Genomic DNA, 13,279 nt, shown 5'->3' with positions numbered 1-13,279 from the left:
GCCGAGGCTGCTTCCGCAAACCGCGGCATTTGCTGCTATGGTTTTGCTCATGAGCCAGACCAACTTTTCTCCCACGCTGCGCGTGCCGATTCCCACGCAAACGCGTCTGTCGTTCTGCGACGCCAGCCCGCGCGACCTCAAGCGCTGGATCGCCGGCCTGCCCAAGGCCAACATCAGCGAAACCGCCCGCCTGCTCTATCAAGGCCTGGGCGAACTGAACCTGTTGCTCACCCCCAGCGATAATCGCCTGCAACTCCTGGAACTGCTGCGGCCCGAGGTGTATTTCGTCTGCCAGCATCTGGAGCGGCACTTTCTGCATCAGGCGATCATGCTCGACGAACGTTCGCGCAAAGTCAGCAATCTGTGTCAGGCGCTGCAAGGTCAGTTGGCCATCGGCTATCAACAGATCGTTCTGCGCATCCTGCCCAAATACAGCAAGGATCGGGCGACGCTGGTCAGCACAGCAGTGCAACGCGCGGCGCATGCCCTCAAGGCGCAACTGGTGCGCGCCACGCAGCTGTACAGTTCACCGCCGGAGTACCTGTGGTTCGCATTGCATCAGCTGTATCGCAGCGCTGCGCAATTGCAGCTGCAACAACGACGGCTGCGCGATGATCTGGCCTTTTTGACCAGCGAACTGAGCGTCGAACAGACCTACATCGCCGCACTGCTATTGGGCAGCGCCCGTTGCAATCAATTGCGTCAGAGCCAGATTGCCAGACTGGCGGAGGTAATCGAGCCGTGGAGCGCCCTGCTCAAGCTGCATCCCGGAAGCGCCGACGACGGCCTGTTTGCGGTCAGCCCGGAACTCGATGTCGGCCCACGCTATCGCAAGATGTTTCGCAGCGAACAACAGAGCGGACTGCTGGGCTTCGATCCGCAACCGCTGGTCAAACAGCTCGAAACGCACTTGCTGCACCAGCCGACCTCGACACCCTTGCCCGTCTCTGCCGGTCTCAGCATCGATACCCTGCAACATCTCCATGCCACTTGGGGCCAAGCGGCGGAACGCAGCTTTCAGCGCATCGCCGGCCAAGGCACCTTGACTGTGTGCGTCGGCATGAGCGCCCTGCACTTCTACCTCGGCGGCGAGCGCACCTTCAGCGAGTTGCTCAAACATCCCGGTGCCCGCGCGGCAAATTTCAGCAGCGTGGTGGCCAACGGCGAAAAGGACAGCTGGAGCCAAGCGTTCGACGCCGCCCCGCAAAGCAACAATGAGCTGTTGCCGTACGAGGAAATCCAGTACGACCAGTTGAGCGAGGACGACGGCCCCGGCAATGCGCCGAATTATCCGACGTACGCCTTGCCGGTGATCAATCACAGCCCCGGCGGCTATTGCCTGGCCTGGCCGAGCGAGGTGCCGGCCGAATTGCAGGCCGGGGAAATGCTCGGCATTCAGGACAGCGAGAACACAGGCTGGAGCATTGCGGTGATTCGCTGGATCCGCCAGGTGCGGGGCAGCGGCACGCAGATGGGCATCGAACTGGTCGCGCCCCACGCACAGCCGTGCGGTCTGCAACTGGTACGGACGAAAGACGATCACAGCCAGTATTTGCGCGGCTTGCTGCTGCCGGAAATCAGTGCGATCGATGTGCCGGCCACCTTGCTCGCGCCGCGTCTGCCATTTCAGGAAGGCAACAAGGTGTTGATCAACACTCAGGGCGAGGAACACCGCGCCGGGCTGGATCGGCGGGTGGCGAGTACGCACAGCTTCAACCAGTTCGCCTATCGCTCGCTGGATCCTGCGCAGAATGGCGGGGGCGAGGAGGATTTTGATTCGTTGTGGAATTCGTTGTAGGCCGAGGCGCGGCCTTCGCGAGCAGGCTCGCTCCCACACTGGAATGAGATTTCCTGTGGGAGCGAGCCTGCTCGCGAAGAGGCCAGATCAGCTTATGGAGATCTCAGAGCTGCCCGTCGCGATCCCGGAAGCCCAGCAGATACAACACACCATCGAGCCCCAGCGTCGAAATCGCCTGCTTCGCCGACTGTTTGACCAGCGGTTTGGCGCGGAACGCCACGCCCAGCCCGGCAATCGCCAGCATCGGCAGATCGTTGGCGCCGTCGCCGACGGCAATGGTCTGCTCCAGACGCAAGCCTTCCTTGTGTGCCAGTTCCTTGAGCAAGTCAGCCTTGCGCTGCGCATCGACAATCGGCTCGATCGCCACGCCGGTGCACTTGCCGTCGACCACTTCCAGCTCGTTGGCGAATACGTAATCGATGCCAAGCCTGGCCTGCAGTTGCTTGGCGAAATAAGTGAAGCCGCCAGACAGAATCGCGGTCTTGTAGCCGAGACGCTTGAGCTCGGCGAACAGGGTTTCGGCGCCTTCGGTCAAACGCAGCGAAGCGCCGATCGAGTCGAGCACGCTGACGTCGAGGCCCTTGAGCAGCGCCAGACGCTCCTTGAAGCTGGCGCGGAAATCCAGCTCGCCGGCCATGGCGCGCTCGGTGATTTCGGACACTAGATCACCCACGCCTGCTGCCTTGGCCAGCTCATCGATGACTTCTGCTTCGATGAGGGTCGAGTCCATGTCGAATACGGCCAGACGCCGATTGCGTCGGAACAGCGAGTCTTCCTGGAAGGCGATATCGACGTTCAATTCCTGGGCAACGCTGAGGAATTCGGCGCGCAGCGCCTGCGGATCGGCCGCTTCGCCGCGTACGGAAAATTCGATGCAGCCCTTGCCCTTGTCGGCCGGTGTGTCCAGCGGCATGCGCCCCGACAGACGGTCGATATGGTCGATGTTCAGCCCATATTTGGCGGTGATCGCGCTGACCGCCTGCAACTGGCCGGCAGTGACCTTGCGCGTCAGCAGGGTAACGATATGGCGTTTCTTGCCCTGATTGCCTACCCACTGCTGGTAGTCCTCTTCGGACACCGGGGTGAAACGCACCTGCTGATCCAGTTCGTAGCCCTTGAACAGGATGTCCTTGAGCACCGATTTGCCTTGTTCGGAATCGGGAATTTCAACCAGGATGCCGAACGACAGGGTGTCGTGGATCACCGCCTGACCGATGTCGAGAATGTTCACCCCACCCTGCGCCAGAACACCGGTGATGGCCGCCGTCAGACCCGGACGGTCGACTCCCGTGATGTTAATCAGGACGATTTCGCGCAACGCGCACCCCCGCAACTGGAAAAAAACCGCATTCTACCCACTTTCAGTGACCATCGGGCACCGCGAGCGCTTTGCCGGTCTGGGGCCTGTCGCTATACTGCGCGTCAACTTCACGGACAAAGAGCCGAGCTCAAGTGAACCGGCCCACGCCAGTCAAAACCGATAACTTCTTCCTGCTGATCTTCCGTGCACTGCGCCACCGCCGTGTACCGATTGCATTGCGCATTGCCAGCCACAACGTGATCCTGGTCGCTCTGGCCCTGGTGATCTATGCCGGGGTGATGGGGCTGCAATTCAAGCAGGCCATGCACGAGCAGGCCGATGCGCTGGGCGAAAGCCTGACCACGCAGACCGCCACGTCAGCCACCGAGCTGCTGGTGTCCAACGACATCCTCAGCCTCAATGTGCTGCTCAACAACCTGACCAAGAACAAACTGGTCGCCCATGCGGCGATCTACAGCGTGGACAACCGCATCCTCGCCGAGTCCGGTCAGCGTCCCAAGCACAGCCTGCTGGGCGAAGCCGAGGGCATGTACGAGAGCAAGATCACTTTCCAGGACGTGACCGCCGGGCAACTGCGCATCAGCCTCGATATGGATCAGTTCCAGCAGCCGATGACGATCAGCCTGCAGAGCATGGGCATTTTGAGCGCGATTCTGTTGGCGCTGTCGCTGGCCCTGAGCTTGCGCATGGGCCGCTATCTGTCGACGCCATTGCTGCAATTGCGCGTGTGGCTGCGCCGGATCGACGCGCACACTCCGGGCATTGATCGTCAGGATGAAATCGGCGATCTGGCGCGCCAGCTGCACGCCAGCTATGCCCCGGAGCCCGAGCCCGAGCCTGAACCCGAGCCGGAATTCGCCGAGGAGGAAGACGAGCCTGAATTCGAGGTGCGTAACCTGCGCGATCCAAGCTTCGATGAAAGCCGCCCGCTGGCCGCGAAGAAACCGGCACCGCGTCACTTGGTCAGCACCGTCGAAGACGATGATGACGATGACGCTTTCGCCGACCTGCGCGACGAATCGCTCAACGGCGCCGCCCAACCGCTCACGCGCAAACCGAGCCCGGACGTTGCGCAGCACACCGCCGTACTGGCCGTGCAACTGGGTTCGCAGGAACAACTGCGCCGCTTGCCGCGCGCACGTCTGGAAGAATTGCAGGAACGCTATCGCGACTGCCTCGAGCAGGCCGCTTCGCTGTATCAGGGCGAAATCGAAACCCTCAACGATGGCAGCACGCTGTTGCTGTTCCACACCGAAGATTGCGGCGACGATTACCTGACCAATGCCATCTGCTGCGGCGAACTGCTGCGTGCTCTGGGCCATCAGTTGCAGATCGAGGTCGCGGACAGCGGCATCACCCTGCAATTGCAGTTGGGCCTGACCTTGGGCGACGAACTGTTCGGTCTGAGCCAGATCGATCTGCTGCTGACCGATTCAGCCCAGGATGCACTGGCCTTGTCGCAACACAGCCGCAATCTGCTGCTGGTCGAGCGCAAGATCAGCGATGACGCGCTGATTCGCCAGCGTGCGCGGATCCGGCCGATCGCCAGCCCCGAGGGTGCTTGCTGTGTGGAGCGGTTGATGGAGCCTTATCCGTCGATGCTGGAGCGGCAACTGGCGCGGATGCATGAGCGCCGGGCGTAAGGCTTAGGCCAGATACGCAAAAGCCCGCAGACGAGTGATTGTCTGCGGGCTTTTTGTTGCCTGCGCTGGCCCCTTCGCGAGCAGGCTCGCTCCCACATTTGATCGGCGACGTGCAGGCCCTGTGGGAGCAAGCCTGCTCGCGAAGGGGCCAGCGCTGAAGACGAATAATCTCTGCCCCCCAGATACAACAAAGCCCGCACAAGGCGGGCTCTGTTCTGACTCGTTCCAGCCTCAGAAGCGGAACACTTCCATATCGGTACGGATCGGCGAGGCCATTGGAATCTTCGGTTGCTTCTCGGCATCCGCCGCCGGCGCTGCGGGTTTCGGCGCGGCTTTACGCGGTGCCTCGGCCACTGGCGGCTGGTTGGCCAGAGGCTTGAGCGCCACCGACAACTGCTCGGCCAGACGCTGCAACAGGATACCTTGTGCCTGCACCTGCGAAGCGGTGCTGCCGGCGTGCAACTCCTGCAGATGAATGATGCGGTTATCGCGCACCTTGCCTCGACGGTCGATCAAACGCCATTGCGCATCGAGAATAGCCGGTTGCTTCGCTCCGGAATCCAGACGAGTGATGGTCAGCAACACCTGCACATCCGGCGTGAACCCGGCCGTGGCAGGCGCCAGCACCACACGCTGGCTGTCCAGATGACCGGCGACCTGACGCATCAGCAGCTGATCGATATCCGACGAAAGGCTGCCAGCCCAACGACCGTCGGTCGCCGCTTGCAGGCTGCCGTCGGGTTGACGTTGCAGCAGGGTTTCGCGTTGCAGGTAATCGGCCACTACCACTGGCCCCAGCAAAACCGCCATGCCCGCGCTTTGCGCAGGCTGAACCGGACTTCCGCTGTCCAGTTGATACAGCGACACCGGCTGGTGAACGCTGCAACCCGCCAGGCCAAGAACGCCGGCGAGCAACAAAATAAGGGGGCGTAGAGCAGTCATCATCCCGTCCAGGTGGCCGCCACAAGGCTGACCACAGTGAAAATACTCAATAAATATGAAGAACGCTCGGCCACGCCGGCGCTTGAAAGGCCATATCATCCGTGAATATGCGTTCCGACTCCAGCGCCAAAGCGTCGATCTACGCGTTTAATCGCAGATCGAACGCTCTAGGAAGGCGTTCTTGCCTAATTGAGGTTTTCGACGAGCAGCGCATCGACCCGCTGAAAGCCGCGCGGAAGTTTGTTTCCGCGCCGGCCACGCTCACCTTTGTAGTGCTCGAGGTCGTCGGCTTTCAGTGACAGGGTCCGTTTGCCAGCCTGCAACACCAGGGTGGCGCCTTCCGGCAGGACGGCGATGTCCGTGACATATTCTTCGCGACTGGCCACGCGTTCACCGGAGATACCGATGATCTTGTTGCCTTTGCCCTTACCTAATTGTGGCAGATCGCTGATTTTGAAGATCAGCAGGCGACCTTCGGTCGTGACCGAGGCCAGCCAGTTCTGCTCACGATCGGCCACAGGGCGCGGCGCGATGACCTTGGCGTTGTTCGGCAAGCTCAACAGCGCTTTGCCGGCCTTGTTCTTCGCTTGCAGATCTTCGCCTTTGACCACGAAGCCGTAACCGGCATCGGAGGCAATCACGTACAGCGCATCGTCTTCGGGCATCAGCACGCATTCGAACGATGCGCCCGGTGGCGGCGTCAGACGGCCGGTCAGCGGTTCGCCCTGTCCACGGGCCGACGGCAAGGTGTGCGCGGCGACCGAATAGCTGCGGCCGGTGGAGTCGATGAACACCGCAAACTGGTTGGAGCGCCCCGCCGCCGAGGTCTTGAAGCCATCGCCAGCCTTGTACGACAGACCGGTGGCGTCGATGTCATGGCCCTTGGCCGAACGCACCCAGCCTTTTTCCGACAGCACGACAGTGACTTTTTCGTTCGGCAGCAGATCGTGTTCGCTCAACGCCTTGGCTTCCGCGCGCTCGACGATAGGCGAGCGGCGGTCGTCGCCGTAGGTTTCGGCGTCTTTGAGCAGCTCGGTGCGCACCAATTTCTTGAGCTTCGCTTCGCTGCCCAGCAGGGCTTGCAGCTTGGCTTGTTCCTTGAGCAGTTCGTCCTGCTCGTCGCGCAGCTTCATCTCTTCCAGTCGCGCCAACTGACGCAAACGGGTGTCGAGGATGTAATCGGCCTGTATTTCACTGAGGGCGAAACGCTCGATGAGCTTGGCTTTCGGATGCTCCTCGGTACGGATGATGTGGATCACTTCATCCAGATTGAGGTAGGCGATCAGCAAACCATCCAACAGGTGCAGACGACGTTCGACCTTGTCGAGGCGGAATTGCAGGCGGCGACGTACCGTCAGCACGCGGAACTCCAGCCATTCGACCAGCAGCGCACGCAGGTTTTTCAGTTGCGGCTTGCCGTCCAGACCGATGATGTTGACGTTGACCCGGTAGGTCGACTCCAGCTCGGTGCTGGCGAACAGGTGCTGCATCAGCGCTTCGTGATCGACGCGGCTGTTGACCGGGATGATCACGATGCGGCACGGGTTTTCGTGGTCGGATTCGTCGCGCAGATCGGCGATCTGCGGCGCTTTCGACGGCTTGGCCTGCATCAGCGCGGCGATCTGCTCCAGCACCTTGGCGCCGGAGACCTGATGCGGCAGCGCGGTGACGATGATGTCGCCATCCTCGACGTGGTACACGGCGCGCATACGCACCGAGCCCTTGCCGGTTTCGTACATCTTCAGCAGGTCGGCGCGCGGGGTGATGATTTCCGCTTCGGTCGGATAGTCCGGGCCCTGAATGTGCTCGCAGAGCTGCTCGACCGTGGCTTTCGGCTCATCGAGCAGACGCACGCAGGCGGTGGCGACTTCACGCAGGTTGTGCGGCGGCACATCGGTGGCCATGCCCACGGCGATACCCGTGGTGCCGTTGAGCAGAATGTTCGGCAGGCGCGCCGGCAACACCAGGGGTTCCTGCAGGGTGCCGTCGAAGTTTGGCCCCCAGTCGGCGGTGCCCTGGCCCAGTTCGCTGAGCAGCACTTCGGAATAGCGCGACAGCCGCGCTTCGGTGTAACGCATGGCGGCGAAGGACTTCGGATCGTCCGGCGCACCCCAGTTGCCTTGGCCGTCGACCAGCGTGTAGCGATAGCTGAACGGCTGCGCCATCAGCACCATCGCTTCGTAGCACGCCGAGTCGCCGTGGGGGTGGAACTTGCCGAGCACGTCACCGACGGTACGCGCCGATTTCTTGTGCTTGGAATCGGCGTCCAGCCCCAGCTCGCTCATGGCGTAGACGATACGCCGCTGTACCGGTTTCAGGCCGTCGCCGATATGCGGCAAGGCGCGGTCCATGATCACGTACATGGAGTAGTTGAGGTAGGCATTTTCGGTGAAGTCAGCCAGCGAGCGGCGTTCTACACCGTCCAGGCTGAGATCAAGGGAGTCGCTCATGCGGGCCTCATCGGTTCGTTGTCTGGCGCAGCAGCATGGTGCCACCGCGCTGGGTAAATTCAAGTTTGTTCAGGGCGCTCATGCCGAGCAGCACCTGGTCGCCATGCAGCCCCGGCGCCACCAATGCACGGACATCCCGCAGCACGATGTCGCCCAATTGCAGGCGGGCAATCTTCGTTCGATAGCCCTGGCTCAGGCCGTTGGCCGTGCTCAGGGTCACGCCGAAACCTTCTTGCAGCTTCAAACGCTTGGCCAGATCCGCCGGGATCGCCACATCGGTCGCGCCGGTGTCGAGCATGAACTCCACCGGCTCGCCGTTGATCTGGCCGCTGGCGACAAAATGCCCTTGGGCATTGCTCACCAGTTTCACTTCGATAAAACCTTCGCCCTGCTCCGACGTCACGACAATGTTCGGATTCTGCTGGCGCTGCTCCCACTGACCGAAAAACCTTGTCGCGAGAAACAGCGCCGCGCACCAGGCGAGGATCATCAGCACCCGACCGGCACGCTTGCCCGGCGGTTGCTGGCTCATGGCCTGGCACTCCAGCCACCGTCCGGCGCGGCAAAGCGCCAGACCACCGGGCGGACTTCGCCGTCGGCACGCGGGCCAAAATTGTTGTCGACGCCGATCCACGCACCTTCGGCATCAATGATCAGCGCTTCTTCCAGTCCGTAGTTCTGCGAGTAGCGGCGATTTTCCCGCAACAGTTCGCCGGCGTACGACCAGCATTGTTCGACCTTGGCCGTCTGTGCATCGCGCCGGCAGATCTCGAAAGCGTTGCGTTCAAGGGTAAACAGCTTGCCGTTGAACAATGAAATGTCGGAAAAGTCGCGATGAACCGCTTTCGCTTTCGGAAACTGTGGCGGCTGCATCTCCTTGCCGCCTTCACTGAGCAGCACGCAGCGACCGTCACAATCCCACACCGTCTGCTGGCGCTTGATCAGCAGCAAACCGCGCTTTTGCCGTTCGGCGGCCAGCCACATCTGATCACCGGCCGGGTTGATCGCCAGGCCTTCGAAGATCGAATTGAACTTGAGCAGCATGCCGCTCGCCCGCGCTTCGCGAACCAGCAGCGGCGATATTTTCAGCCAGTTCGGCGGGCCACTGACCGGCACTTGCAGTACCGCCGCATGGGCTTCACTGACGATGTAGCGATTGCCAGCGCTGTCGCAACTGATGCCTTCGAAATCCAGATCGCCCCCGCGAATGAACGACGCCGCCCAGGTGCGCGAACTCAAGCCCCACGGCAAGCCGCTCTCCGGCACGGGCGGCACATCGATGTGCACGGTTTGCGCCTGCCAGACCGGATCGCGGGTATCGAGCCGGTAGATCTGCTCGTCATCGCGATCGGAAACCGTCCACAGCTCATTGCCGCACAGGGCCAGACCCGACAGGTTGCCGCCGCGCATGCCCTCGACCGGGTGTTCGGAGAGCAGCCGCAATTCTTGCAGCGGCTCGGCCGACACACTCAGCGCACTCAGCAGCAACGCACCCGCCAAGGCCCAGCCAAACTGCATCAGGCCAGCACCTCGGCGAGGTTGCCTTTGGATTCCAGCCAGGATTTGCGGTCGCCGGCGCGTTTCTTCGCCAGCAACATGTCCATCATTTCCGAGGTTTCGGCGAAGTCTTCGCCCAGCGTCAACTGCACCAGACGCCGGGTGTTCGGGTCCATGGTGGTTTCACGCAGTTGCGGCGGGTTCATCTCGCCCAGACCCTTGAATCGGGTGACCTGCGGCTTGCCGCGTTTCTTCTCGGCGACCAGGCGATCGAGAATGCCGTCGCGCTCGGCTTCATCGAGCGCGTAGTAGATCTCTTTGCCGAGGTCGATGCGGTACAGCGGCGGCATCGCCACGTACACATGACCGGCATCCACCAGCGGGCGGAAATGCTGGACGAACAGCGCGCACAGCAAGGTCGCAATGTGCAGACCGTCGGAGTCGGCGTCGGCGAGGATGCAGATCTTGCCGTAACGCAGCTGGCTCATGTCCGCCGCACCCGGATCGACGCCAATGGCCACGGCAATGTTGTGCACTTCCTGGCTGGCGAGCACTTCGCTGCCGTCGACTTCCCAAGTGTTGAGGATCTTGCCGCGCAACGGCAGGATCGCCTGGAACTCCTTGTCCCGCGCTTGCTTGGCCGAACCGCCGGCGGAGTCACCCTCGACCAGGAACAGTTCGGAACGCATCGGGTCCTGCCCGGCGCAGTCAGCCAGTTTGCCCGGCAGCGCCGGACCTTGGGTGACGCGTTTGCGCTCGACTTTCTTGCTGGCCTTGAGACGGCGGCCAGCGTTATTGATCGCCAGTTCGGCCAAGGCCAGCCCGGTTTCCGGGTTGGCGTTGAGCCACAGGCTGAAAGCGTCTTTCACCACACCGGAGACGAACGCCGCCGCTTCACGGGACGACAGACGCTCTTTGGTCTGACCGGAGAATTGCGGTTCCTGCATTTTCATCGACAGGACGAACGCGATGCGCTCCCAGACGTCTTCCGGCGCCAGCTTCACGCCGCGCGGCAGCAGGCTGCGGAATTCGCAGAACTCGCGCATCGCGTCGAGCAGGCCCTGACGCAGACCGTTGACGTGGGTACCGCCCTGCGCGGTCGGGATCAGGTTGACGTAGCTTTCCTGCACCGCGTCGCCACCTTCCGGCAGCCACAGCAGCGCCCAGTCGACCGCTTCCTTGTTACCGGCAAAGGCGCCGCAGAACGGCTCGTTCGGCAGACGTTCGAATTCGCTGACCGCATCGACCAGATAAGAGCGCAGGCCGTCTTCGTAATGCCACTCGACTTTCTCGCCGGTACCTTTGTCTTCGAAGCTGACCAGCAGCCCCGGGCACAGCACAGCCTTGGCCTTGAGCACGTGCTTGAGGCGGCTGATGGAGAATTTCGGGGAGTCGAAGTATTTCGGGTCCGGCGCGAAGTACACGCTGGTGCCGGTGTTGCGCTTGCCGACGGTGCCGACGATTTCCAGCTCGGAGGCCTTGAAGCCGTCCTTGAAGGTCATCTGGTATTCGTTGCCGTCCCGTTTGACCCGTACGCGCACTTCGGTCGACAGCGCGTTGACCACGGAAATACCCACCCCGTGCAGACCGCCGGAGAACTGGTAGTTCTTGTTGGAGAACTTGCCGCCCGCGTGCAGCTTGGTGAGGATCAGTTCGACGCCGGACACACCCTCTTCCGGGTGAATGTCGACCGGCATGCCACGGCCGTCGTCGCTGACTTCCAGCGAATGGTCGGCGTGCAGGATGACCTGCACCGATTTGGCGTGGCCGGCCAGGGCTTCGTCGACGCTGTTGTCGATGACTTCCTGGGCGAGGTGGTTCGGCCGACTGGTGTCGGTGTACATGCCGGGGCGTTTGCGCACCGGGTCGAGGCCCGAGAGGACTTCGATGGCGTCGGCGTTATAAGAACTAGCGCTGGGAGTGGCCATAAGGTCTCGTCGTCAGTCATTCATGAAAGAGGGGCAAGACTTCACAGCGTGGTGAAATCGATTGCCTGATACATATCGGCAGCCATGCCGGCAAAACTCAGCAACGCCGGCAATTGCCCGGCAAAGCCCTGGAAACTGTGGTCGCCGCCGGCCTGGATGCGCAAGGCACAGGCGCGGTAATACTGTTGGGCGAGGCGATAATCCAGCGTTTCGTCGCCAGTTTGCAACCAGACCTGATAACGCTGAGAGTCCTGCGGTGGTGGCACTTCCAGTTCGGCCAGCGCCGTGACGTGGTCGTGGGTCAATTCCCAGGTTTCATCGGTGTAGAGGTTCTTCTGCGTGCCCAGATAACCATCGAACATCCGGTGCGGGCTGACCGCCGGGTTGACCAGCAGGGCTTTCAGGCCATGGCGCTCGGCCAGGTGAGTCGCATAGTAGCCGCCGAGCGAACTTCCCACCAGCAACGGCCGGCCCAGCTCGGCGATTGCCTGCTCGAGCTGACCGATGGCTTCGCGCGGATGGTGATGCAGCGCCGGCACGCGCAATTGCTCGCTCAACCCCAGCCGCTCCATGACCGCGACCAACTGACAGGCCTTCTTCGAGGCCGGCGCGCTGTTGAAACCGTGGATATAGAGGATCGAACCGGACATTTGAGCTCCCTGGCTGTCGGCGAAAGATAGCGGAGTTTACAGGGAGTCAGGGGAATCGTGGGTGTTTGTGCGGCCGCCTTCGCGAGCAAGCCCGCTCCCACAGGAGAACGCATTCCAATGTGGGAGCGAGCCTGCTCGCGAAGAGGCCCGTATGGTCTCAGTAACCGTTGGAACCGTAATCAACCTGAAAGTCGAATCCAGCCACGCGCTCAACCCCGGTTTCCAGCCGCCCATCCGGCAACAGCCTTAACCAGCGATACCCTGGCGCCTGCTCGCCCACTTTGAAATCCGCACTGCCCGGCTCGAACTGAATGCACGTCGAAGGCGAGGCCATCAAGCGCACGCCATTGCGCTCGCGATCGATTTGCTGATGCACATGGCCCCACAACACCGCGCGAACCTGGGGAAAGCGATCCAGCACTTCAAAGAACGCTTCCGGGTTGCGCAGGCCGATCGGCTCCATCCACGCGCAGCCGATCGACACCGGATGATGATGCAGACACACCAGATGATGACGTTCGGGCGCTTCGCTCAGTGCGCGGGCCAGCAACTGCAATTGATCATCCTGCAGATAGCCCGGCACCGAACCCGGCACCGCCGAATCCAGCATCGTCACCCGCCAATTGCCGATTTCGACTACCGACTCGAGCAAGGTGCTCTGTACCGCCGCCTCGGCCATGACCATCGGCTCATCGTGATTGCCGGGAATCCAGCGCGCCGGTGCATTGATCTGCGCGCTCAGTTGGCGGAAGGCCTGATACGACTGCAGCGTGCCGTCCTGGGAGATGTCGCCGGTGGCCAGCACCAGATCGATCTGCGCCTGTTGCGCCAACACCAGGTCGATGACCTGTTGCAGGCTCTCGCGGGTCTTCATGCCCAGCAGCTTGCCGTCCGCTTCGGCGAACAGGTGGCTGTCGGACAACTGCACCAGCAGCGCCGGGTCGGCGCTGGTCAATGTCGATACGCTGGGCAAGGCGCTCTCCCGGGGCTAGGCACGCAATGGATGGGTGCGGCAATTATGCTGGGGGATGACACAAAGGGGAAACCGCC

10 protein-coding genes are annotated in these 13,279 nt (G+C 62.0%); 2 read left to right on the top strand and 8 right to left on the bottom strand.

The annotated features are described in order from the left end of the window. The first annotated feature begins 49 nt into the window (after positions 1–49). The gene (locus AC4IHP_RS10700) at positions 50–1,798 is read left to right on the top strand and encodes a cyclic-di-GMP receptor FimW-related protein (RefSeq protein WP_490831667.1); all 1,749 of its coding nucleotides are present in this window, start codon (positions 50–52) and stop codon (positions 1,796–1,798) included. A gap of 103 nt (positions 1,799–1,901) precedes the next feature. Here the strand turns inward: AC4IHP_RS10700 and serB are convergent, their stop codons facing one another. Beyond that, positions 1,902–3,116, bottom strand: coding sequence for a phosphoserine phosphatase SerB (serB, locus tag AC4IHP_RS10695; protein ID WP_460123379.1), 1,215 nt, complete (start codon positions 3,114–3,116; stop codon positions 1,902–1,904). A 134-nt stretch (positions 3,117–3,250) separates the two neighbouring features. Between serB and AC4IHP_RS10690 the strand changes: the two genes are divergently transcribed. After that, on the top strand, positions 3,251–4,762 hold the full coding sequence (locus AC4IHP_RS10690; RefSeq protein ID WP_490831666.1) for an AhpA/YtjB family protein: 1,512 nt from the start codon (positions 3,251–3,253) through the stop codon (positions 4,760–4,762). Positions 4,763–4,993: 231 nt separating this feature from the next. Here the strand turns inward: AC4IHP_RS10690 and AC4IHP_RS10685 are convergent, their stop codons facing one another. The 7 genes from AC4IHP_RS10685 to cpdA form a co-directional block, all read right to left on the bottom strand. Next, positions 4,994–5,704, bottom strand: a complete 711-nt coding sequence (locus tag AC4IHP_RS10685; RefSeq protein WP_039756820.1) for a PqiC family protein — start codon at positions 5,702–5,704, stop codon at positions 4,994–4,996. Positions 5,705–5,889: 185 nt separating this feature from the next. Further along, positions 5,890–8,154: a DNA topoisomerase IV subunit A gene (gene parC / locus AC4IHP_RS10680; protein WP_024011349.1), complete on the bottom strand. Its 2,265-nt coding sequence runs from the start codon at positions 8,152–8,154 to the stop codon at positions 5,890–5,892. A 7-nt stretch (positions 8,155–8,161) separates the two neighbouring features. Continuing rightward, on the bottom strand, positions 8,162–8,686 hold the full coding sequence (locus AC4IHP_RS10675) for a retropepsin-like aspartic protease family protein (protein ID WP_151552195.1): 525 nt from the start codon (positions 8,684–8,686) through the stop codon (positions 8,162–8,164). Next, entirely contained in the window at positions 8,683–9,672 is a 990-nt protein-coding gene (locus tag AC4IHP_RS10670) for an esterase-like activity of phytase family protein (protein WP_460123368.1), read from the bottom strand. The genes AC4IHP_RS10675 and AC4IHP_RS10670 overlap by 4 nt, the downstream gene beginning before the upstream one ends. Then, a complete protein-coding gene (gene parE / locus AC4IHP_RS10665) occupies positions 9,672–11,579 on the bottom strand; it encodes a DNA topoisomerase IV subunit B (RefSeq protein ID WP_024011346.1) in 1,908 nt (635 codons plus the stop codon). Before parE ends, AC4IHP_RS10670 begins: the two co-directional genes overlap by 1 nt. A 41-nt stretch (positions 11,580–11,620) precedes the next feature. Continuing rightward, entirely contained in the window at positions 11,621–12,229 is a 609-nt protein-coding gene (locus AC4IHP_RS10660) for a YqiA/YcfP family alpha/beta fold hydrolase (protein ID WP_490831665.1), read from the bottom strand. Positions 12,230–12,386: 157 nt separating this feature from the next. Further along, entirely contained in the window at positions 12,387–13,202 is an 816-nt protein-coding gene (gene cpdA, locus AC4IHP_RS10655) for a 3',5'-cyclic-AMP phosphodiesterase (RefSeq protein ID WP_490831664.1), read from the bottom strand. Between the last annotated feature and the right edge of the window lie 77 nt (positions 13,203–13,279).

The sequence above is a fragment of the Pseudomonas sp. UF-293 genome, assembly GCF_058245595.1.
This window is presented reverse-complemented; position numbering and strand designations above follow the sequence as displayed.

Coding starts and splice junctions, on each gene's coding strand:
- AC4IHP_RS10700 (WP_490831667.1), top strand. CDS start 50: ATGAGCCAGACCAACTTTTCTCCCACGCTGCGCGTGCCGATTCCCACG.
- AC4IHP_RS10685 (WP_039756820.1), bottom strand. CDS start 5,704: ATGACTGCTCTACGCCCCCTTATTTTGTTGCTCGCCGGCGTTCTTGGC.
- parC (WP_024011349.1), bottom strand. CDS start 8,154: ATGAGCGACTCCCTTGATCTCAGCCTGGACGGTGTAGAACGCCGCTCG.
- AC4IHP_RS10675 (WP_151552195.1), bottom strand. CDS start 8,686: ATGAGCCAGCAACCGCCGGGCAAGCGTGCCGGTCGGGTGCTGATGATC.
- AC4IHP_RS10670 (WP_460123368.1), bottom strand. CDS start 9,672: ATGCAGTTTGGCTGGGCCTTGGCGGGTGCGTTGCTGCTGAGTGCGCTG.
- parE (WP_024011346.1), bottom strand. CDS start 11,579: ATGGCCACTCCCAGCGCTAGTTCTTATAACGCCGACGCCATCGAAGTC.
- AC4IHP_RS10660 (WP_490831665.1), bottom strand. CDS start 12,229: ATGTCCGGTTCGATCCTCTATATCCACGGTTTCAACAGCGCGCCGGCC.